We start from the raw sequence: 20,954 nt of genomic DNA, 5'->3' as shown, positions 1-20,954 counted from the left end.
TGGAAATCTTGACCAAATTGCCGCTTAGCTATACATTACTGACTCATGAGTAAGTTAATTTGTTGCGACTAAATAACTTTATTTTTTAGTAATTTTTCTTTATCCTTGTTTTAGGATGTTTTGTTTGAAGATTTTGTTGGTGCTATGACTTGTCCATTTAAACCTCGTTGGGAACGTCGGAAAGATGCTCGTCCGCAGGAGTTGCTCGACGCTGCTTTGGATCATTTCGTAGCGCGTGGCTTTGCTGCGACTCGTCTCGATGATGTGGCGAAGTCCGCTGGCGTGTCCAAGGGAACACTGTATCTCTACTTTAGCAGTAAAGAAGAGCTGTTGAAGGCCGTGGTCAGAGAATCGATTGTTCCTTTGATCGGGCAGGCGGAGAGTGTGATCGAACAGTTCGAGGGTAGTAGTGAGGAGCTCTTTCGCTTAGTGATTCATACATGGTGGGACAATGTTGGAGCCTCTAAACTTTCAGGACTGCCGAAGTTGATGATGGCAGAAGCAGGTAATTTCCCAGATTTAGCACGCTTTTATCAGGAAGAAGTGGTTGATCGTGGTGAACGCCTGGTGGCGACTATGTTGAAGCGTGGGATCGATCGAGGTGACATTCTCCCTATGGATTTGACTATCGCGCCGCGCATTCTGATCGCGCCCATGATCATGATGATGATCTGGAAGCATTCGAATGGCGTGTGTGCTGTGGAAGAAGAAAAATTGCCAGAATACTTACAGTGTTACATTGACATGTCTTTGCGCAGTATTTTGGCGTCTGCGAAGTAAAAATAATTGTGCGCTTAGCCTGGAAATGTGGCGGTGAGCGAGTTTTTCAGAGCTGTATTTGATAAAATGTAAGTTTCCGCAGATACATTAACCGAGCCCACAGCACCGCTGAGGTTCAGAGAAAAGTAGAAGATTATGAATATCGAACAAGCCCGTTTTAACATGATTGAGCAGCAGATTCGTCCAACCAATGTGACTTCTCTTGAAGTGTTGGGTTTGTTGTCTACGGTCAAACGTGAAAATTTCTTCCCTGAATCCCAAAAGAGTTTGGCCTTCTTTGATACAAGCTTGCCTTTGGTAGCCGGCGTATCCGCTTTACCCCCGAAGTTGGAAGCTCGTATTGTGCAAGAGGTCGAAGCAAAATCGACGGATTCCGTTTTGGTGGTCGGTGCTGACTCTGGCTATTTGGCAGCTTTGTTGGCGCATCAAGCACGTCACGTGACGGTAATGGAAGCGCAAGCTGAATTGAAAGAGTTGGCGTCACAAAACATCAAGAAAAATGGCATCACGAATGTCGATGTGGTGCTGGGTGATGCGTTACAAAATAAAGCAGTTGCTAGTTTTGACGTGATTGTTGTGACAGGATCGTTGGAGTCTATCCCAGCAAGTTTGCAAGAACAGCTGAATGTTGGCGGACGATTGTTTGCCTTCGTTGGCAAAATGCCTGTGATGACTGCGCAATTAATTACGCGTGAATCCGAGTTGTTCTTCAATGTGAAGAACCTTTTGGAAACGTCGGTGGTGCGTCTGACACAGGCGGCAGAAGAATCGAGCTTCCGTTTGTAAGAAGAATCGCTAATGTGCTTTTCAGGGCGGTAGAGTTGGTCAGCGGTGGATGACAGCAAGGCACATCAGTCAGCAGTGTTTCAATGACGTAATCAAATCAGTGCAAGAGAATGTAATGCAGGTAATTTCCGCAAATGAACTCGCAGCTTGGTTGGAAGATTCAGAAAAAGCTAAGCCAATTTTGCTGGACGTTAGGGAACCAAATGAATATGAAATTTGTCATATTCCAGATTCCCGGCTGATGCCTATGCATACGGTGCCTTTGCACTTGGATGATTTCGATCCTGATGCTGTGATTGTTTGTATTTGTCATCATGGCGGAAGAAGTATGCAAGTCGCACATTTCCTAGAGAGAAATGGCTTCAATAAGATTATTAATTTGACCGGTGGTGTACATGCGTGGGCAATGCAGGTTGATTCAAGTATGCCCACATATTAGAAGTTTCTGGGTGGTGCCAAGAAACTTCTAGGTGACAGATATGTTGCCCCAACTTAGCCTCCTTGAGAGAGGCGGGGGCAATCCTAAATTTATTCGGAGCATTTTATGCGTAAATCTATTCTCGCTACTTTTATTGCGACGGCGTTTTTTTCATTAAACGCAGGTGCGGTTGATCTGATACAGGTCTATAAAGATGCATTGGCTAATGATGCACAGTTCAGTTCCGCTCGTGCGGCTCGCTTGGCTGGTGCAGAGCGTTCTGTACAAGGTCGTTCGGTTCTTTTGCCACGTGTGGGTCTGAGCGGTGGTGTTAGCAAAACTCATTCTGAGTTTAATCCTGATGCGGGTAAGGCAGTGACTTCCAATTCAACAGGCAATTCTTTGACACTCTCAATGAGTCAACCATTGTTTAACTTAGGCAATTGGGAAAGCTATGAGCAAAGTAAATTGTCTGTGGTAATCAGTGACATTCAATTCGCCCAAGCGCAGCAAGATTTAATGCTGCGTGTGGCGCAAGCATACTTTGATGTTTTGGCAGCAGAAAATACTCTCAAAACTTTGCAAGATCAAAAAGTTGCAACTGCAGAGCAGTTGGCATCGGCGAAACGCAATTTTGAAGTTGGTACACAAACGATCACTGATACGCATGAAGCACAGTCTGCATTTGATTTGGTGACAGCGCAGGTGTTGGCGGGCGAGGGTGACCTCGAAGTAAAGCGGGCAGCTTTGCGTCAGATCATTGGTAAAGATGCGGGTAACCTAGCGCGTTTGAAGGATGGTATTCAATTAAACTCACCCGTTCCTGCGCAGATGAATGAATGGGTAGCGACTGCTGAAAAGCAAAACTTTGGCGTGACGATTTCCCAAGCCTCTTTGGAAGTTGCTCAGCGCGAAATTAAGAAGAGTCGTGCCGGCCATTTGCCAACTATCGATTTATCAGCCTCAACTGGTCGTAGTTCTGGTAGTTCAGGTACGTCTGCAGTTACGGGCGTGAGCCGTCCAACGACCATCGGTGTGTCGGTCAATATTCCTTTATTCGCTGGCTTCGGAACAGATAGCCGTGTGCGCGAGACGATTGCTTTGGAAGATAAAGCACGTAATGATCTAGAAAATGCACGTCGTACAGCAGCGCAAAGTGCTCGTCAGGCTTACATCGGTGTCGTGAGTGGTTTGGCACAGATTAAGGCATTTGAGGCTGCGGAAATCTCGAGTCAATCAGCTTTAGATTCAACTAAGTTGGGTTATCAGGTCGGTGTTCGTATCAATATCGACGTTTTGAATGCACAACAAAAACTTTCAAATACACGTCAAAGTTTAGCAAAAGCACGTTACGACAATATCGTGAATGGCTTGCGTTTGAAAGCGGCAGCTGGAACTTTGAAAGAAACTGACTTGGCTGACGTGAATACATTGCTGGCACAATAATTTGTGCAGTAATCTGTGCAAATATTCGTGTAAGCATTCGTTGAGCTAGTTCATCGATTTCTTAACAGAAAATGCCCGCGCTGTGCGGGCATTTTTTTAATACGACTTGGTCGCTATTTATTAGCGACCGAATTTTGTTAACCGCATGCGCCTACGTAGCCACAAGAAACACAGCGTGAGCAACCGTCGATCTTTTGCAATGCGTGTGCCCCACATTCAGGACATTTTTTTCCATTGTGGTGCGCCAGAGGCGTCGACTCTGCTTCATAGGCTAAATCGTCCATGCCATATGCCAATTGTTTGTTCTTGAATTTCTCAGCGAGAACAGTAATTGGAACTTGATTGCCGGCTGCATCAAGGAAACCTCGCTTCATCAGAATGCGTTGTAATGAGTAACCGATCGCGGCGACTTCCGATTCATGGAATAGAGGGGCTTGGCTACCATCGTCTTTGGTGATCGTACCGCAGCGCACAGTGCCTTTGTCCCACACGACTTCTCGCATATCGGCAAGCGCTTTAGCAATTGAGCCACCAGAACGGGCGGCCATGGATAACAAACGCATACTCGCTGAGATCCATTGTTGACCATCATTTTTCTGACCTGCTGGCATAAAGAATTCAAACGGGCGCTCGATGGTGGCCAATTCGCCACCGACGTTGCCTTGAATATGGATGAAACTCACCGTCAAATAAACAGTCTTTTTACCTTCATAGGTCATGTATTGAACCTTTGATGTGACCGATTCAAGGTCACCAAAAGGTCTGCCATCGAATTGCTTGCGTAATAAATCATCGTCAGGTAACGACTTGGCGCTTGGTGCCGCTTCTGAACTGACCGATAGAACACTACCAAGCACGCTATTGGGGCGATACGTTGCGAGACCTTTCAAGCCTGCTCGCCAGGCGTCAAAGTACAAGGATTGGAAATCTTCATACGGATAGTCCGCCGGGACATTCACTGTTTTTGAAATCGCCGAGTCAACATAAGGTTGAACCGCCTGCAGCATCATCATGTGATCGGTCGCTGACATCGCCAATGCGGTCACAAACGCCTGTGGTAATTTGCTGTCATCTGAAACGTCATTGCCTAGATGACGATATAAGCGCCACGCATGATCCGCCACTTCGTACACGCGGCTTTCACCGGTGCTCATGCGCTTCTTGCGGTTATAGACCCATGAAAAAGCTGGTTCGATCCCATTGGAAGCATTGTCGGCAAAGGCGAGTGTAATCGTTCCAGTTGGCGCGATCGAAATTAAATGCGAATTGCGCAAACCGTTTTGTTTGATTTGTTCTCGCAGCTCTATCGGCAAGCGTTTGGCAAACGTGCCATCCAGATATTTATTCACGTCGAACAGAGGAAAGACACCTTTTTCTTTCGCGAGTTCTGACGAGGTTGTGTAGGCAGTGTTGCGCATTTGTTCCGCGACTTGACGTGCAAATTCTCGCCCCTGAGCAGAGTCATAGCGAATTCCGAGCATTACAAGTGCACTACCCAATCCGAGGAAGCCCAAGCCCACTCGACGTTTGGACATAGCTTCATCATGTTGCTGTTGTAGTGGCCAAGCGGTTGCATCGAGGACGTTATCGAGCATACGGGTAGCGACTGCAACGACGGCACTAAAGCTGGCAAAATCGAAGCTGGCTTCTTTGGCGAAGGCGTGTCTCACAAAGCGTGTCAGATTAATTGAGCCTAAACAGCAGCAACCATAGTCTGGCAATGGCTGCTCACCACATGGATTGGTGGCTTCGATTTTTTCACAGTAATAAAGATTGTTTTCGGCATTGATACGCGATAAGAAAAGAATGCCTGGTTCAGCGTGATCGTAGGTGGATTTCATCACCGCATCCCACAATTCTTGTGCCCGCACTTTCTCATAAACCCAATGACCGTCATCGCGTTGATAGGCCCCTGCTTGTTTCTTTTCTTCTCCTGGTTCTGCACGATGACATAACTCAAAATCCGTATCGTCAGCGACAGCCTGCATAAATGCATCAGTGACGCCAATTGAGATATTGAAATTGGTCAATCCGCCTTGGTCTTTGGCATGAATAAAGTCGCGGATGTCTGGATGGTCGCAACGCAATACGCCCATTTGCGCACCGCGTCGTGCACCTGCAGATTCAACCGTGGAGCAAGATGCATTGAATACTTGCATAAACGAGACTGGGCCCGAAGCACGAGAGCGGGTGCCTTTTACAAGTGCATCTTTGGGACGTATCGTTGAAAAATCGTATCCAACGCCACCACCGCGACGCATGGTTTCGGCAGCGTCTGAAAGCGCTGTGTAGATACCTGGTTTGCCGTTTTCTGCACTTGAAACCGAATCACCCACAGGTTGCACGAAGCAGTTGATGAGAGTTGCTCGCAAGTCCATGCCCGCTGCGGAGTTAATGCGGCCGGCAGGGACGAAGCCATTTTTCTGAGCCCAAAGAAATTTTTCTTCGTAATAGGCTTGGAAGTCGGGTGCCTCCACGCTTGCTAAGGCTTTAGCGACACGACTTTGGACATCGGCAATACTTGTCTCACTCCCTTTGGCGTATTTCTCGACTAACACATCGAGGGAAATTTCTTGTGGCGCCATTTCGGTAATACCGAGGATTTTTTCATTCGCGTTCATAGGAGGTCTGTATTGAATAGTGTTGTTGATATGTTCTTATTTTTTTGCTGTGCCGACCCAAGTCGATACCTGCTCGGAGTTGAGATTCCGTTTAAAGCATTATAGACCTTCAACTCGGTTTTTCATTGACCGGTCTCAATTAAAAAAGCGAGGTTTTTCGTGCACTAACTTTGTGGCGATCAAGTAGTCGATTTGCTTTCAACGCGCCATCGAAATGCGTGTTTCAGACCTTATGATCTTGGTCTATTTTGCAATAATTGATGGACACTACTTCTTGATCGAGTTAGTTGGCTGTACTACAGAAGCAACGAAGCTTTGATATAGCGTAAGCTTCATGTCATTTCATTCAGATCAAGCTGAAGTCGACTGCGAAGCTGATTTACATAAGAATGATTCTCGTTTATAGTTTCGACTATGAACAATGAGCTGGAAAATTGATATGAACCACTCAACCGCTGAAATTAATGCAAGTCTTGCAAGTTTGCGTGATCAGACCGCTCCAATGGTGTCGGCTAATGGTGCCGATTCCGATGCAAGTTCGTCCTTAAATCTTGCAAATGTACCAATTGGACAGCGGTTTATTGTGAGGAATGTCATTTCAAATCCAGCTGTGCCTGAATGGCAGCAACAGTTGGAAGATCTCGGATTTATCAGCGGTGAGCCAGTGAGTCTCATGGCGAAAGGTGCTCTGGGCGGAGATCCGCTGGTTGTTAGAATTGGACTTTCTACCTTTGCCCTCCGTAAAGCGGAAGCGGCTTGTATCTTACTTGAAGCCGAGCATTCCTCCTCTTCGCTGAAAGCGGCTGCATGAAAGAAGCGGTCGTTCATTTTCACGCAACAGGTCCTCTGATTGCGCTAGTCGGCAATCCAAATTGCGGTAAGACTGCGTTATTCAATTTGCTCACAGATAGTAAGCAGAAAGTCGCAAATTACGCAGGAGTAACGGTTGAGCGTAAAGAAGGCCGTTTAAAAACAAGTAGCGGTAAAGTCCTTCGTGTGCTGGATTTGCCCGGTACTTATAGCCTGCATCCTCGTTCTTTGGATGAAAAAGTCACTCACGATGTCCTCTATGGCAATGCGGTTGGGGAGAAGCGTCCTGATTTAGTCGTGTGCGTGGTTGATGCGACTAATTTACGAAGAAGCCTTCGACTGGTCTTGGCCGTACAGCGTCTAGGTATTCCCTCTGTGGTTGCACTGAATATGACCGACATGGCGGAGCAGCGTGGTTTGCACGTCGATGAGCATGCATTGTCGAAGGAGCTCGGTATCCCAGTTGTGCGAACCGTGGGTATTCGCAGTGGTGGCGATAGTGTTTTAAAAGCTTTGCTGGAGAATGGCAGTGCGTGGCAGGTTGATGAGTCAGTGCCAGGTGCAATGGACCCCACCAGTGACCTGAGTCATACTGATCTTGATCACGAACGTGTGCGTCAGATTCTAAACAAACTCGGTTTGGAAGCGATGGTGCCACATGAACTGAGCGATAAAATTGATCGTGTTGTACTCCATCCGATCATCGGTCCTGCTTTATTGGCGCTGATCTTATTTCTCGTTTTCCAAGCGGTGTTTGCTTGGGCAACGGTACCGATGGATGCAATCAAGGCCGGCACGGAAATGTTTGGTTCTTGGGTTAGCTCGGTAATGCCAGAAGGTTGGTTGCAAAGCCTATTGGTCAATGGGATCATTGCAGGTGCAGGCGGTGTGATCGTGTTCCTGCCGCAAATTTTGATCCTGTTTTTCTTTATCCTGGTGTTAGAAGAGTCAGGATATTTGCCTCGCGCAGCTTTCTTATTGGATCGATTGATGGGTGGGGTTGGTTTGTCTGGTCGCTCCTTCATTCCTTTATTGTCTAGTTTTGCCTGTGCCATCCCGGGCATTATGGCTGCGAGAACAATTGCCAATCCACGTGATCGTCTCGTCACTATCATGATTGCGCCATTGATGACTTGCTCCGCACGTCTGCCAGTCTATGCCTTATTGATTGGCGCATTCATTCCCCAACGGACCGTTGGCGGTATCTTTGAATTGCAAGGCTTGGTTTTGTTTGCCTTGTATTGCGCGGGTATCGTTGGTGCATTGGGAGTTGCCTGGGTGCTCAAGCGTTTCACTGCGCAGGGTCAGGTACGAACCTTGATGATGGAACTACCCAGTTATCATTTGCCGACAGTTCGGAACGTTCTCACCGGACTCAAACAGCGCGTCAAAATATTCATGGGTCGTGTGGGTGGCATCATCATGCTGCTGACAATCGCCTTGTGGTTCTTGGCGAGCTTCCCCGGTGCACCACCCGGCGCCAGTGGATCTCCAATTGAATACAGTATTGCTGGTCATATCGGTAAAGCGCTGGCAGTAGTGTTTGAGCCGATTGGCTTCAACTGGCAGATTAGTATTGCCTTAGTTCCCGGTATGGCGGCGAGGGAAGTGGCGGTGAGTTCACTCGGAACGGTCTATGCACTTTCGGCCACCGGAAGTGATACTGCACAAGCTCTGACACCGCTTATTGCGAGTCACTGGAGTATGGCGACAGCCTTGTCGCTCTTGGCGTGGTATGTGTTTGCGCCTCAGTGTATTTCGACCATCGCCACGGTAAAGCGTGAAACGGGAGGCTGGCGCATGCCTATTTTCATGCTCGCCTATTTGTTTGCACTTGCTTACTTGGCCTCGTTCATCACCTATCGTATCGCTCTTGCTTGTGGTTTGGGATAGATTTCTTGCACCTGCTTGATCCGCGATCAGGTTGCACACAATCACAGAAAGCACGTTTCATTGCAGCGTCATAACGGCTTTTGCGTAATCAATGTGACTTTCATGCATCATTGCTGGCAGTTTATTCGCCGACTGTCGGACGAGACTTTGTTTGCATTGACTTTTGATTATTGAAAAACTAGTATCAAGAGCAGTGTCGGCTTGATCTGGCGTGCTCTCATAGAATACATTTGCGCATCGATTTTCTCGCCTTATCTCACAATAATTCGAAAAATCGATAGTTCTATGTCCTTACCAAAGCTTGATCGTAATCTTGGCTCGCCAGACTTTGAAGATGTCGTTGAGGAGGCTCAAGCCTCTAATAATTTCAAACCGCTCTGGAGCCGTCTAGTAAAGAATCGCTTCTTTGTCGCTATTCAACGCGTGAATGTCGCAGGTAAAACTGATTTTAGATTGGTTTTGCCAGAGCAGGAGATGGAGGCGAGCTTAGAGATTTCCGAATACAAAGATAAGTTAACCTGCCCAGCCGGTGCGGAACTCGCCTTCTTAACCGGTGCGCAGATCGTGCGTCGTATGCCAGATGGTAAGGCGCTACGCCTTATTCTGGCTGGCCGCAATCTTGATGTCGCTGTGCCGCGAGTGGAGTGGCTGAAAAAGAGTTTGGAAGCATCGCGTCAAGCGCTGCTGAAGAAACAGGAAGAAGCGATGCCAAAGCCATCGTCAGTACCGATTGGAAAAACTGGCGACACACTTCCGCCGATCAACGCCATCAGTATGCCGTTGCCAGATCATGAGCAAGAGCAGGGCAGAGGTTGGGATTTTCGTGTTTCCACGTTGCGCGCAGATACTAACGTTCCGGGGGCTCATGCGCCGATTTTGACCGCGACACCTGCGTTTACTTACCAGTCGCTCGAACTTGAGCCTACTAAACCAGTGGTGAAGGAAAATCCCAACAACCCAAGTTTTGACGCCAGCAAGTTAAAGACGCGACAGGTCACACACATCGGCTTAGGCATTGAGCTGGCCGTCCCTGCTGCTTGGCAGGACTTGCGGAATGAGAAGGCGATTAAGTTTGTTGACAATGAACGGGGATTGATTCTCGAGGTGAACGGTCGTCGGCGCGACGACATGAGTTTTGCTACTTGGATCGATCATCGTGTGCCCATGATTACCAAGGAACAACCATTTTTGACCCAAGTCTCTGAAATAAGTGAGGCGAGCGGGCGATTATGGGGTGAGAAAATAAGTGGGAAAGTGCTTGAGTTTAAGGGTCAATTCCCGCTCGATGACGAGTACAGCGTTTATCGTTTCTATTGCATCCAAACGCCAAAAAATTTCATTTCCATTGGTATCAAGGTGAAACAGGGGCAATACGAACAGTTGTTTCCTCTATTGAATTGGGTGGTCGGTGGACTCGAACTATATGAGACGATGGCTCAGCCAGATTCAGAGGAAACGAACCCTTACTCGGCGAGTGCCGTTTCAAATCAGCGCGATTTCGGCGAGGCTCCTTCGCCATTCTCATTGTCTTTTCAAGGCAGGTTAGGACGCCTGCGCTTTGTGGCGTATTCGGCATTTGCGATAATTCCTCTCATATTAGGAGGGATCGCAGCTGCTTTAACTGGAATGAATTCTCTTGTTATTGCGGCTTCTGTCGTCCTCTTTTTCTTGCTGATTCTGCGGCCTTTGGTACTTCGTTTGCATGATTTGGGGTTTAGTGGGAAATGGTTGGTTTTGTTGATCGTGTTGCCGGTTTTGCTTTCGTTCTCAGGCCGCGCTAACTCGCGAGAATTAGCGCAAATTGCGAGCTCCATCCTCTCTCTCTTGTTGGTGCTCATTCCGGGAAATTCGGATGACAACGATTATGGATCACCATGCCCACCAAACTCGATTGCGGTGAGTGTCATTGCTTGGATCGTGTTAGCCCTAAATGTCGCCGGAAATGTGGGGCTGTACAAGTATGAGCGGGACTTAATGAAGTCTGCTACGCCAAGTATTGGAAGTAGTGAAAGTGGGTATGGCTTTTCGCCTCCAGATCAAAGCTATACGGTGAACTTCCCACGTAAGCCTGTTGAGGATAAAACAGTTTCCGCAGGGCCGAAAACGCCCGGATTTGGCGCGGCTCACATGTACCAAGCGTCGAGCAAGAAATACCAGTTCGTGGTGCAAGACATCATCGTTGAGGCACCGATGCCAGATCGCACTGCTGCCTTAGACCGTTTTTCGTCTTTAGTTGCCGATAGCATGGGGACCGTTCTTTCCTCTGAAAAGGTGGCCATGGGTGGTTATAGTGCTCGCGCCTTGACAGTGAAAACAAGAATTGGAACCTACGAACACCTTCGCTTCCTGTTTGTCGGAAAACGCTTATATGTTCTCGGAGTTCAAGCGCCCACCAATGGAGAGGCGCTCGCTGATGCACAAGATTTCTTTGATTCGTTCCAAATCAATGAGATGTAGAAGTAAAGCCTAGGGGCGAATTAAGGGCAGGGAGGTGAAGTCGTTTGGTGTGCTTCGCTGTTTTTAGCCTGCTCGGTGCGATAAGCGAGTTCAAAAATGATTGTTCAAAGCGATTATTTCGGTGACCTTCAGTGTTTTCTCGTAATCCTTACATAGGGCGTACACAGCCATGCCTTCTTGTCTTGTTCGCCCCGCGTCCATTCTGGCCGCGGTTTCAATTCACGTTTTTGCAAACTCAAAATAAAAACCTCCGTCGCTTACGCTCGGGAGGCTTTTATTGTGAGTTTGGTGGAGTCGGCGGGAATTGGCCATTCTCGCCAGCCATTGCGCGAGTACGCGCAATGTCGTGCACTCGCATTCAGGCGTGCGCAGGCACGCCTTCTTGTCTCGTTCGCCCCGCGTCCATTCTGGCCGCGGTTTCAATTCACGTTTTTGCAAACTCAAAATAAAAACCTCCGTCGCTTACGCTCAGGAGGCTTTTATTGTGAGTTTGGTGGAGTCGGCGGGAATTGAACCCGCGTCCAGAAGCCCTCTACAGGCAGATCTACATACTTAGTTTTGTCTTTTGATTTAACCTCGACGACGCGGACAAACACGCTGCGGCAAGGCTAGTTACCTTAAATTTAAGCACGCACTAAGTAACCCAATGTGTGACGATTCCCTATGAATAACCTTACTGCTGTTGCCAGCCCGCCCTAGGGACAAAACGGTGTAAGGAAAGCCGGATTTAAGCGGCTAATGCGTACGAGTTATCGTTTGCAGTTATATATTTTCAGACTGTATTTACGAGGTGATCTGGCCTCGGTATGCACTGACTGCTTTGTAACCCCTGTCGAAACCAGGTCGACCCCAAAGCATTTACAAGTATATCCTATCTGAGGTTGCAACAGCGGATTTCAAGCTTTAAATTCCGAAAAGAGCTTGGTAAGGCGTTTGATATCTATGCTGCTTGGTTTTGGATGACTTTGGCACGCACCAGTTCCAATAATTCTAAAGGTGTGTCGAGTATCGCATCTGCTTTCCAATGAGTCGGCTCGGTCGCCCCGCAATAGCCCCATGCGGCTGCGATACTGGTCATCCCAGCTGCCTGCGCTGCTTGTATGTCTCGTAAATCGTCGCCAACATACCAACATTGTTGAGGTAGCAGTCCAATCCTGCGAGCGGCTTCGAACAGCGGCTCAGGATGTGGTTTCGCGTGGGGTGTCGTGTCGCCACTGATGACACATGCCGCATGATCTAGCTTAATTAATGGAATTAATTGATCGGTAAATCGAGCGGCTTTGTTGGTCACAATGCCCCATTGAAGGCCGAGTCCTTCTAGGCCATCGAGCAGGGTTTTGACGCCACTAAAAAGCTTGCTGTGATCAGCGATGGCAGATTCATAGTTGTGCAGAAATTCGACGCGCATTTCCTCATATTCTGAATCCAACGGGGTGATGTTGAAACCTGCGCCGATCAGGCCACGAGCGCCGGCTGATGCAAATGGCCGAAGACTCAAATAAGGTGCTGCGTCCAGTCCACGCTTGAGTCGCATCGTATTGACTGCGGCGGCAAGGTCTGGGGCTGTGTCGGCTAGTGTGCCGTCGAGGTCAAACAGTATCGCTTTGGGAGTGATCATAATGGTTTGCTGCAAGCGACAAGATAGTTGACGCTAGTGTCTTGGTTTAATGAGTAAATTTTGGTGAGCGGGTTGTAGCTCATCCCCTTCATCTGTAGGACTTCTAGTCCTGCATTGCGGATATCTTGACTAAGCTCCGCCGGGGTAATGAATTTTTGATAGTCGTGAGTACCCTTGGGGAGCATCTGCAGTACATATTCAGCGCCGATCACGGCAAATAGATAGGCTTTGGGATTGCGATTGATCGTGGAAAAGAAAACCTTCCCGCCGGGTTTGGCTAACTTCATGCAGGCTTTCACAATCGAGGCTGGATCGGGGACATGCTCGAGCATCTCCATGCAAGTCACGATATCAAAAGTGCCCGCTTCGCGCTCAGCCATCGCTTCTGCAGCTATCTTCTCATAGCGAATTTCGATGCCGGTTTCGAGGCTGTGTAAATCGGCGACGTTAAGAGCTTTGTCAGAAAGGTCGATACCCGTGACGTGTGCTTTTCGTTTGGCCATGGATTCCGCCAGAATGCCGCCGCCACAACCAACATCAATCACTTTCTTGCCAGCTAGGGGGGCGAGGTTATTGATCCATTCCAAGCGCAAAGGATTAATTTCGTGCAGAGGCTTAAATTCTGAGTTGGGATCCCACCAACGATGAGCCAATTCACTAAATTTTTGAATTTCGCTGGGATCGACGTTGGAACTGTTGGTTCCAGATGCGGTGCTTTGGAGTTCGATGTGTGACATGAGAGCGCAAAACTGTTGAGCGACGAAGCTGCTATTGTAAATTAATTGTCAGGCTTAGATTGTGCGGCGAGCACATATATCAAGTGCACACACGAAGTAAACCGAGTCATTAATTCTTGATCGACATCACCGAAAAACAAAAAAGCTCGCCGCAGCGAGCTTTTTCGGGATCTTCTAGAAACGATTATTTCGTTACAGAACGTGTACCAACAACTTCGATCACAACGCGACGGTTTTGTGCGCGACCTTCTTTAGTCTTGTTGTCAGCAACTGGTTGTTTTTCGCCTTTGCCTTCAGAGAAAACGCGTTTTGCATCAATGCCACGGCTGATGATGTACGCTTTAACTGCTTCTGCACGACGTACGGACAATTTTTGGTTGTATTCATCTGTGCCAACAGAGTCAGTGTGACCAGTCGCGATGATCACTTCCAAATTCATGTTTTTCAATTTGGATGTCATGTCATCCAATTTGACTTTGGCTTCTGGTTTCAAGATGGCTTTGTCGAAATCAAAGAATGCGTCAGCAGCAAATGTCACTTTTTCAGAAGTGACTTGTGGTTTTGGTGGTGGAGGTGGAGCCACTGGAGCTGGCGGTGGTGGCGGTGGAGTCACTGGCTTTGGTGGCTCGACTGGTTTTGGAGGCGCCAAAGGAGCATCGCAACCTGGCACTGCATCAGCTGGTGTGTAGTAACCAGTTCTCCAGCACAAACCAAATGGATCACGCACGATTACGCCACGTGCATCTTGTACATACGCGCTGTATGGCGTGTTTGCTTTGATGTCAGTGATAGTTTGTGCGGATGCCGAAAATGCGGCAACAGCAGTTGCTGCAATCGCGAGATTTACCAAAATTTTCATATTTTTTCCTCGGTTGAGAATAATCGCAGATGAACTGCTTGAATAAAAAAGCAAAAAACGTTTGTGTGATTCAAACAAAACAGCACACAGATGAAGTCAGAATTTTAACACGTGCTCCATGACATGACTATGACTTAGCGCAGAAATTGCGAATGAGACAGTCATTCTTGTGCGACGCGACAACGAGGATTCTGCCACAAGAGCTAATGCTTAGTTGGAAATGGATTCGAGGGAAAAGTCAGGAAATGTCAATTATGTCTTATTTTGGCAACGCAACAAGTGCGTGCTTCGAAGACATTGAAACTGCTCAAGATGATGGTGATTTTTTATAGAATTTTGAAAGTTGCAAGAAGTCTAAAACTGATCGCGTCTGAAACAGCTTCTTTTTTGCCGTGCTGATTCGTGAATGACTAGAGTTTTTGGTAATCATAAAAACGGTGATACGCAGCAGTTGCCGTGCTAAAATGAACAGTTGAACATGAATTTGAACTGAGTTTTTGATGACAGTGAAAGTTTGTGTTTTGGAAGACCAAGGGTAATCTCGCCAGCCTTGAGCTGGCTTGTTATTTTAACCAAGCTTATTTTGACGATATCCATCGCTGTCGGTTGCCGAATGCGTCGACAGTGTGAACGAAAAAATAATTCAAAGATAAATATCTCTACAAGTTTGCCAGCCAATGGATCAATTCGCTAAAGAAACACTCCCGATTTCCCTCGAAGAAGAAATGCGCAAGAGCTACCTTGATTACGCCATGAGCGTGATCGTAGGTCGTGCTTTGCCTGATGTTCGTGACGGCTTGAAGCCTGTGCATCGTCGTGTTCTGTTCGCGATGCATGAAATGAACAATGTCTACAACCGTCCATTTGTGAAATGTGCGCGTGTGGTCGGTGAAGTGATGGGTAAGTATCACCCGCACGGTGACGCTTCGATTTACGACACCTTGGTGCGTATGGCGCAAGATTTCTCTTTGCGTTACACCTTGGTCGACGGTCAAGGTAACTTTGGCTCGGTCGACGGCGATAATGCAGCGGCGATGCGTTACACAGAGTGTCGTTTGGAAAAAATCGCCAATGAAGTCTTAGCGGATATCGAGAAAGAAACGGTTGACTTCGTGCCTAACTACGACGGCAAAGAAAAAGAACCGTCTGTGTTGCCAACCCGTATCCCGAACCTGTTGATTAACGGTTCTTCTGGTATCGCGGTCGGTATGGCGACCAATATTCCGCCGCACAATATTACCGAAGTCATCAATGGTGCTTTGCATGTGTTGCGCAACCCTGAATGCAGCGTTGATGAATTGATCGAGATTATCCCAGCGCCAGACTTCCCAACGGCTGGTTTGATTTACGGTGTGTCGGGCGTACGTGATGGTTATCGCACTGGTCGTGGTCGTGTGGTGATGCGCGCTAAAACGCACTTCGAAGAATTCGGTAAAGAAGGGCGTATCGCCATCATCATCGATGAGTTGCCTTACCAAGTGAATAAAAAGTCTCTGCTCGAGCGTATCGCAGAGAATGTGCGCGACAAAAAGCTCGAAGGTATTTCCGATATTCGTGATGAATCCGATAAGTCGGGTATGCGCGTGGTGATTGAGCTCAAGCGCGGTGAAGTACCTGAAGTGGTGTTGAACAACCTCTACAAGCAGACGCAATTGCAAGACACCTTCGGTATGAATATGGTGGCCTTGGTCAATGGTCAGCCGAAGTTGTTGAACTTGAAGCAGATGTTGGAATGCTTCTTGTCGCATCGTCGTGAAGTTGTGACTCGCCGTACTGTGTTCGAATTGCGCAAAGCGCGTGAACGTGGACATGTATTGGAAGGCTTGGCAGTGGCCTTGGCCAATATCGATGATTTCATCGCGATTATCAAAGCCGCTCCGACACCACCAATCGCGAAACAAGAATTGATGACGCGTGCATGGGATAGCTCGATGGTGCGCGAGATGTTGACACGCACAGCGGCTGATAATCCAGGCGGCATCGAAGCATTCCGTCCTGAGAGTTTGCCTAAGCATTACGGTATTCAACCGGACGGTTTGTATAAGTTGTCGGACGATCAGGCGCAAGAGATCTTGCAAATGCGTTTGCAACGTTTGACTGGTTTGGAACAAGACAAGATCGTTAACGAATACAAAGACGTGATGGCAGAGATCGCTGATTTGCTCGATATTTTGTCGAAGCCAGAGCGTGTGACAACAATCATCAATGATGAATTGACCGTTTGCGTTAACGAATATGGCGTTGGTAACAAAGATGTGCGTCGTTCGGAAATCGTGTTAAATGCAACCGACTTGGAAACCGAAGACTTAATCACACCGGTTGATATGGTGGTGACTTTGTCGCACACCGGTTACATGAAGTCGCAGCCTTTGTCTGAGTATCGCGCGCAGAAGCGTGGCGGACGCGGTAAGCAGGCGACAGCAACCAAAGATGACGATTGGATTGAGCAATTGTTCGTGGCTAATACCCATGACTACATCTTGTGCTTCTCGAATCGTGGTCGTTTGTATTGGCTCAAAGTTTACGAAGTGCCACAAGGTTCCCGTAACTCGCGTGGTAAGCCAATCGTGAATATGTTCCCGCTGCAAGACGGCGAGAAGATCACGGTAATCTTGCCATTGTCTGGCGAGAATCGCAGCTTCCCAGAAGACCACTACGTCTTCATGGCGACCAGCCTCGGTACTGTGAAGAAAACTCCGTTGACTGATTTCAGTAATCCACGTAAAGCCGGCATTATCGCGGTCGATTTGGATGAAGGTGACTTCTTGATCGGCGCTGCTTTGACCGATGGTAAGCACGACGTGATGTTGTTCTCCGATGCTGGCAAGGCTGTACGTTTCGATGAAAACGATGTACGTCCAATGGGCCGTACGGCACGTGGTGTGCGCGGTATGAATTTGGAAGAAGGTCAGCAAGTGATCGCCTTATTGGTGGCAGAAAACGAGCAGCAATCCGTGTTGACAGCAACTGAAAACGGCTTCGGCAAACGCACGCCGATTACGGAGTACACCCGTCATGGTCGCGGCACCAAAGGTATGATCGCGATTCAAACTTCAGAACGTAACGGCAAAGTCGTTGCTGCGACTTTGGTTGAGTCGACCGATGAAATTATGTTGATCACAACCGGTGGTGTCTTGATCCGTACTCGCGTTTCTGAGATTCGCGAGATGGGCCGAGCTACACAAGGCGTGACTTTGATTGCGGTTGAAGACGGCACCACACTTTCTGGTTTGCAGCGCATCGTTGAAACCGATGCAGACTCAGACGGCGAGGGTAGTGAGACGACACCAGCAGCAGAGTAAGATCGCAGGGCGGGATTTCCCGCCCTTTTTATTGATTGGGTCGTATAGACAATTTTGGTGTGGCGCACCCAAATCGTTTCAATAGAGTGGTATTGATGAGCGTGATTTACAATTTCTCCGCAGGTCCTGCGGTACTCCCTAAAGAAGTCCTGCAACAAGCGGCCGATGAAATGCTGGATTGGCATGGCAGCGGTATGTCAGTCATGGAGATGAGTCATCGTGGACCCGAATTTATGTCCATTTTGGCGCAAGCCCAGGCTGATTTGCGCGAGCTGTTGCAGATCCCCGATAACTACAAGACTCTGTTCTTGCAAGGCGGTGGTTTGGGTGAAAATGCCATCATTCCGATGAACCTCGTTGGCCGCAAAGCGCAACCAGCAACCATCGATTTTATTCACACCGGTTCCTGGAGTGGGAAGTCGATCAAAGAAGCTAAAAAATACGGCACGGTGAACGTCGCTGCATCGAGTGAAAGCACGGGCTTTGATGGTGTCCCTGATCCAAGTACATGGAATTTGAGCGCCGATCCCGCCTACGTGCATCTGTGCACGAATGAAACCATCGATGGTGTGGAATATCATTTCGTTCCCGAAATCGCTGATCGAACCAACGGCGCACCTTTGGTGGCGGATATGTCCTCCCACATTTTGTCGCGTCAAATTGATGTCAGTCGCTACGGCGTGATCTTTGGTGGTGCGCAAAAAAATATTGGTCCCGCAGGATTGACGCTCGTGATCGTTCGTGAAGACTTATTAGGTCATGCATTGCCGATTTGCCCGTCTGCATTTGATTGGAAAAATGTGTCGGACAATGATTCCATGTACAACACGCCTCCAACTTATTCCATTTATATCGCCGGTTTAGTGTTCCAATGGTTGAAGCGCCAAGGCGGCGTTGCGGCGATGGAGCGCGCCAATATCGCCAAAGCGCAATTGCTATACGACTACCTCGATAGTACCGATTTCTATGTCACTAAAGTGGCACCGCAATTCCGCTCACGCATGAACGTGCCTTTCTATCTGCGTGATGAAAGTCAGAATGCAGCGTTTTTAAGTGCCGCCAAAGAACGCGGCTTGTTGCAATTGAAAGGACATAAATCAGTCGGCGGTATGCGTGCATCAATTTACAATGCGATGCCGATTGAAGGTGTGCAGGCATTGGTGGAGTTTATGCGGGATTTTGCAAACGCGTCCTGAGAGGCAGTGAGTTGAGATTTTTTCTGACCTTTTTAGTGTTTTTCTCTTTGTTTCTTTCTGCGTGGCCCGCAGAAAGACAATGTTCTAAACTTTCAAAACAATTGGAGTTTGAATACGATAAAGACATGAAGTGTCAGTGTGGACTAGCGCTACAGAACTTAGAAGTCTCGCTACCAGCAGGTGTTAAGTTGGTTGCAGCGTGCGATCTGGTAACGACGGATGGTAATTCAGTGGATCTTTCTAAGAAAAGGATTTCCTTGGATAAATATTTGAGTTCTGGCGGATATTACTCAGGTGACTTTTATTTTTCTGGACAATTGATCTTGACTGGAGAAGTGGAGGTCTCGGAGAGTGAGGCTACAGATATGCATTTCGAGGTGACATCTGACTTGGGCCTAGATAGCGGGTCGGTCTTCTCGCAATATTTTAAGCACTTTGAGATAGGTAGCGATGAAAATTTTCGGAAATTGAAGGCGCCCCGACCAACTGAATCACAGCCTTGTCGGCAAGCAAAGGCAAAAATGATTGTGAAAGATTTTAGAGTCAATGTTTCTGATACTGATCGAGATGGGCTGTTTCCGTATCAAATTCAAGTGTTGTCAATAAGCCCATTTAAGAAATGTTCAGTTCCAAGAGAGTAGGTGGGGACGTAGTTGGGGAACCCTTGTCGCCAGAATATCCGGCATCTGAACAGTGCGGGCGGTACCCGTCCTACATTTGCGCTTGTTCTTAGATTGGTTGGGAATAAATAAAATCTATCTGCTTTATCAGCCCTTTCTTCACATGGTACCAGCCATCACCTAGAAACCGTGGAGCTGATGAATCAAGCCACAAGCTTGAACGAGAAATGGTTTTACTTTTAAATTTTCAGATGTGCTTGCGATACGTGTTATGCAAGCTGGTTTGATTCGAAAAAAACGGTTTTTAGGTTTTGAAATGAGTGACAATAAATTACTTCCTTTACGTGAAAAAATCGATGCGATCGACGCGGCGATTTTAGAGCTTTTAAATCAACGTGCCCGTGTTGCTGAAGAAGTCGGGCATGTGAAGGCGGAAACGAATGCGCCGGTATTTCGCCCTGAGCGCGAAGCGCAGGTTTTGCGCAATATGGCGGACCAAAATCAAGGCCCGCTGCATACGGATGCGATTCAGTTGATATTCCGTGAAATTATGTCGGCATGCCGCGCCTTGGAGCGCCGCGTGGTTGTGGCCTTTTTGGGGCCGGTCGGTACCTTTAGTGAGCAAGCGGTCTATAAACAATTTGGACACGCGATTGAGGCCTTGCCCTGCATTTCTATTGATGAAGTATTTCGCGCAACTGAAGCAGGAACGGCCGATTTTGGCGTGGTGCCAATTGAAAATTCGTCCGAGGGCGCGATCAACCGTACTCTCGATCTTTTGCTGCAAACCAGCTTGATGATTAGCGGCGAAGTGTCGATTCCAGTGCAACATAGTCTGATGAGCAAGTCGGGCATCATGACTGGTGTGACGCGTATCTGTGCCCATTCTCAAGCCTTAGCGCAATGCCAAGCTTGGCTCAATCAGCACTATCCTCACATCGAACGGCAAGCGGTTGCATCAAATGCGGAAGCTGCTCGCATGGCGGGGGCGGATGCCAGTGTCGCTGCCATCGCGAGTGAAATCGCTGGTCAGCAGTACAACCTTGGTATCGTCAGTGCCCATATTCAAGATGATCCGCATAATCGTACTCGTTTCGCGGTCATTGGCCGTCTACGCACGACACCAAGTGGCAAGGATCAAACTTCCATCGTCTTGGCAACGCCGAATAAAGCAGGTGCGGTGTATAACCTGTTAGCGCCGCTCTCGAAACACGGCGTGTCGATGACACGTTTTGAGTCCCGTCCAGCGCGTACCGGCAACTGGGAATATTACTTTTATGTCGATGTCGAGGGACATGCGATGGACAACAAAGTGAAAGCGGCGATGGACGAGCTTAATCACGACGCGGCTTTCTTTAAGATCCTTGGCTCGTATCCTTGTACGGTTTGATGTTAAGGCCCGGCTGATTTC

The 20,954-nt window shown here is 48.0% G+C and carries 14 protein-coding genes and 1 other RNA gene; 10 read left to right on the top strand and 5 right to left on the bottom strand.

Annotated features, from left to right (window positions below):
• Positions 1-144 precede the first annotated feature (144 nt).
• The 4 genes from RF679_RS12170 (at position 145) to RF679_RS12155 (ending at position 3,430) form a co-directional block, all read left to right on the top strand.
• Positions 145-780 carry a TetR/AcrR family transcriptional regulator gene (locus RF679_RS12170; RefSeq protein ID WP_309480901.1) on the top strand — a complete coding sequence of 212 codons (636 nt, stop codon included), beginning with the start codon at positions 145-147 and terminating at the stop codon, positions 778-780.
• A gap of 135 nt (positions 781-915) precedes the next feature.
• Complete coding sequence (locus RF679_RS12165; protein WP_309480900.1) at positions 916-1,566, top strand: protein-L-isoaspartate O-methyltransferase family protein; 651 nt, start codon at positions 916-918, stop codon at positions 1,564-1,566.
• 115 nt (positions 1,567-1,681) lie between these two features.
• On the top strand, positions 1,682-2,005 hold the full coding sequence (locus RF679_RS12160) for a rhodanese-like domain-containing protein (protein ID WP_309480899.1): 324 nt from the start codon (positions 1,682-1,684) through the stop codon (positions 2,003-2,005).
• Between the two features lie 105 nt (positions 2,006-2,110).
• A complete protein-coding gene (locus RF679_RS12155) occupies positions 2,111-3,430 on the top strand; it encodes a TolC family outer membrane protein (protein ID WP_309480898.1) in 1,320 nt (439 codons plus the stop codon).
• Positions 3,431-3,567: 137 nt separating this feature from the next.
• On the opposite strand, the gene RF679_RS12150 is transcribed toward RF679_RS12155, so the two are convergent.
• Positions 3,568-6,051, bottom strand: a complete 2,484-nt coding sequence (locus tag RF679_RS12150; protein WP_309480897.1) for an adenosylcobalamin-dependent ribonucleoside-diphosphate reductase — start codon at positions 6,049-6,051, stop codon at positions 3,568-3,570.
• A gap of 439 nt (positions 6,052-6,490) precedes the next feature.
• Between RF679_RS12150 and RF679_RS12145 the strand changes: the two genes are divergently transcribed.
• From RF679_RS12145 to RF679_RS12135, 3 genes are all read left to right on the top strand, one after another.
• Complete coding sequence (locus RF679_RS12145) at positions 6,491-6,862, top strand: FeoA family protein (RefSeq protein WP_309480896.1); 372 nt, start codon at positions 6,491-6,493, stop codon at positions 6,860-6,862.
• A complete protein-coding gene (gene feoB, locus RF679_RS12140) occupies positions 6,859-8,754 on the top strand; it encodes a ferrous iron transporter B (protein WP_309480895.1) in 1,896 nt (631 codons plus the stop codon). Before RF679_RS12145 ends, feoB begins: the two co-directional genes overlap by 4 nt.
• A gap of 285 nt (positions 8,755-9,039) precedes the next feature.
• Positions 9,040-11,211, top strand: a complete 2,172-nt coding sequence (locus tag RF679_RS12135; RefSeq protein ID WP_309480894.1) for a DUF805 domain-containing protein — start codon at positions 9,040-9,042, stop codon at positions 11,209-11,211.
• A 491-nt stretch (positions 11,212-11,702) separates the two neighbouring features.
• On the opposite strand, the gene ssrA is transcribed toward RF679_RS12135, so the two are convergent.
• The 4 genes from ssrA to ompA all read right to left on the bottom strand — a co-directional run bounded on the left by ssrA (position 11,703) and on the right by ompA (position 14,425).
• Positions 11,703-12,062: a transfer-messenger RNA gene (ssrA, locus tag RF679_RS12130) on the bottom strand.
• Positions 12,063-12,151: 89 nt separating this feature from the next.
• Positions 12,152-12,829 carry an HAD family hydrolase gene (locus RF679_RS12125; RefSeq protein WP_309480893.1) on the bottom strand — a complete coding sequence of 226 codons (678 nt, stop codon included), beginning with the start codon at positions 12,827-12,829 and terminating at the stop codon, positions 12,152-12,154.
• Positions 12,826-13,566, bottom strand: a complete 741-nt coding sequence (gene ubiG / locus RF679_RS12120) for a bifunctional 2-polyprenyl-6-hydroxyphenol methylase/3-demethylubiquinol 3-O-methyltransferase UbiG (RefSeq protein ID WP_309480892.1) — start codon at positions 13,564-13,566, stop codon at positions 12,826-12,828. The genes RF679_RS12125 and ubiG overlap by 4 nt, the downstream gene beginning before the upstream one ends.
• A 184-nt stretch (positions 13,567-13,750) precedes the next feature.
• Positions 13,751-14,425, bottom strand: coding sequence for an outer membrane protein OmpA (gene ompA / locus RF679_RS12115; RefSeq protein ID WP_309480891.1), 675 nt, complete (start codon positions 14,423-14,425; stop codon positions 13,751-13,753).
• 677 nt (positions 14,426-15,102) lie between these two features.
• On the opposite strand from ompA, the gene gyrA reads away from it, so the two are divergent.
• The 3 genes from gyrA to pheA all read left to right on the top strand — a co-directional run bounded on the left by gyrA (position 15,103) and on the right by pheA (position 20,933).
• Positions 15,103-17,727 (top strand): DNA gyrase subunit A, encoded by a 2,625-nt coding sequence (gene gyrA, locus RF679_RS12110; RefSeq protein ID WP_309480890.1) that lies wholly within the window; start codon positions 15,103-15,105, stop codon positions 17,725-17,727.
• A 95-nt stretch (positions 17,728-17,822) separates the two neighbouring features.
• Complete coding sequence (gene serC / locus RF679_RS12105; RefSeq protein ID WP_309480889.1) at positions 17,823-18,923, top strand: 3-phosphoserine/phosphohydroxythreonine transaminase; 1,101 nt, start codon at positions 17,823-17,825, stop codon at positions 18,921-18,923.
• Positions 18,924-19,859: 936 nt separating this feature from the next.
• Entirely contained in the window at positions 19,860-20,933 is a 1,074-nt protein-coding gene (gene pheA / locus RF679_RS12100) for a prephenate dehydratase (protein ID WP_309480888.1), read from the top strand.
• Positions 20,934-20,954 lie beyond the last annotated feature (21 nt).

The organism is Undibacterium cyanobacteriorum (genome assembly GCF_031326225.1).
GTDB classification, from domain to species: domain Bacteria; phylum Pseudomonadota; class Gammaproteobacteria; order Burkholderiales; family Burkholderiaceae_D; genus Undibacterium; species Undibacterium cyanobacteriorum.
Note: the sequence above shows the minus strand (reverse complement) of the source record. Positions and strands in the feature narration are given on the sequence as shown.

What these genes read in the sequence shown, in the direction of transcription:
- RF679_RS12170 (WP_309480901.1), top strand. Translation starts at nt 145, where the DNA reads ATGACTTGTCCATTTAAACCTCGTTGGGAACGTCGGAAAGATGCTCGT.
- ubiG (WP_309480892.1), bottom strand. Translation starts at nt 13,566, where the DNA reads ATGTCACACATCGAACTCCAAAGCACCGCATCTGGAACCAACAGTTCC.
- RF679_RS12165 (WP_309480900.1), top strand. Translation starts at nt 916, where the DNA reads ATGAATATCGAACAAGCCCGTTTTAACATGATTGAGCAGCAGATTCGT.
- RF679_RS12125 (WP_309480893.1), bottom strand. Translation starts at nt 12,829, where the DNA reads ATGATCACTCCCAAAGCGATACTGTTTGACCTCGACGGCACACTAGCC.
- pheA (WP_309480888.1), top strand. Translation starts at nt 19,860, where the DNA reads ATGAGTGACAATAAATTACTTCCTTTACGTGAAAAAATCGATGCGATC.
- feoB (WP_309480895.1), top strand. Translation starts at nt 6,859, where the DNA reads ATGAAAGAAGCGGTCGTTCATTTTCACGCAACAGGTCCTCTGATTGCG.
- ompA (WP_309480891.1), bottom strand. Translation starts at nt 14,425, where the DNA reads ATGAAAATTTTGGTAAATCTCGCGATTGCAGCAACTGCTGTTGCCGCA.
- serC (WP_309480889.1), top strand. Translation starts at nt 17,823, where the DNA reads ATGAGCGTGATTTACAATTTCTCCGCAGGTCCTGCGGTACTCCCTAAA.
- RF679_RS12135 (WP_309480894.1), top strand. Translation starts at nt 9,040, where the DNA reads ATGTCCTTACCAAAGCTTGATCGTAATCTTGGCTCGCCAGACTTTGAA.
- RF679_RS12155 (WP_309480898.1), top strand. Translation starts at nt 2,111, where the DNA reads ATGCGTAAATCTATTCTCGCTACTTTTATTGCGACGGCGTTTTTTTCA.
- gyrA (WP_309480890.1), top strand. Translation starts at nt 15,103, where the DNA reads ATGGATCAATTCGCTAAAGAAACACTCCCGATTTCCCTCGAAGAAGAA.
- RF679_RS12145 (WP_309480896.1), top strand. Translation starts at nt 6,491, where the DNA reads ATGAACCACTCAACCGCTGAAATTAATGCAAGTCTTGCAAGTTTGCGT.
- RF679_RS12160 (WP_309480899.1), top strand. Translation starts at nt 1,682, where the DNA reads ATGCAGGTAATTTCCGCAAATGAACTCGCAGCTTGGTTGGAAGATTCA.
- RF679_RS12150 (WP_309480897.1), bottom strand. Translation starts at nt 6,051, where the DNA reads ATGAACGCGAATGAAAAAATCCTCGGTATTACCGAAATGGCGCCACAA.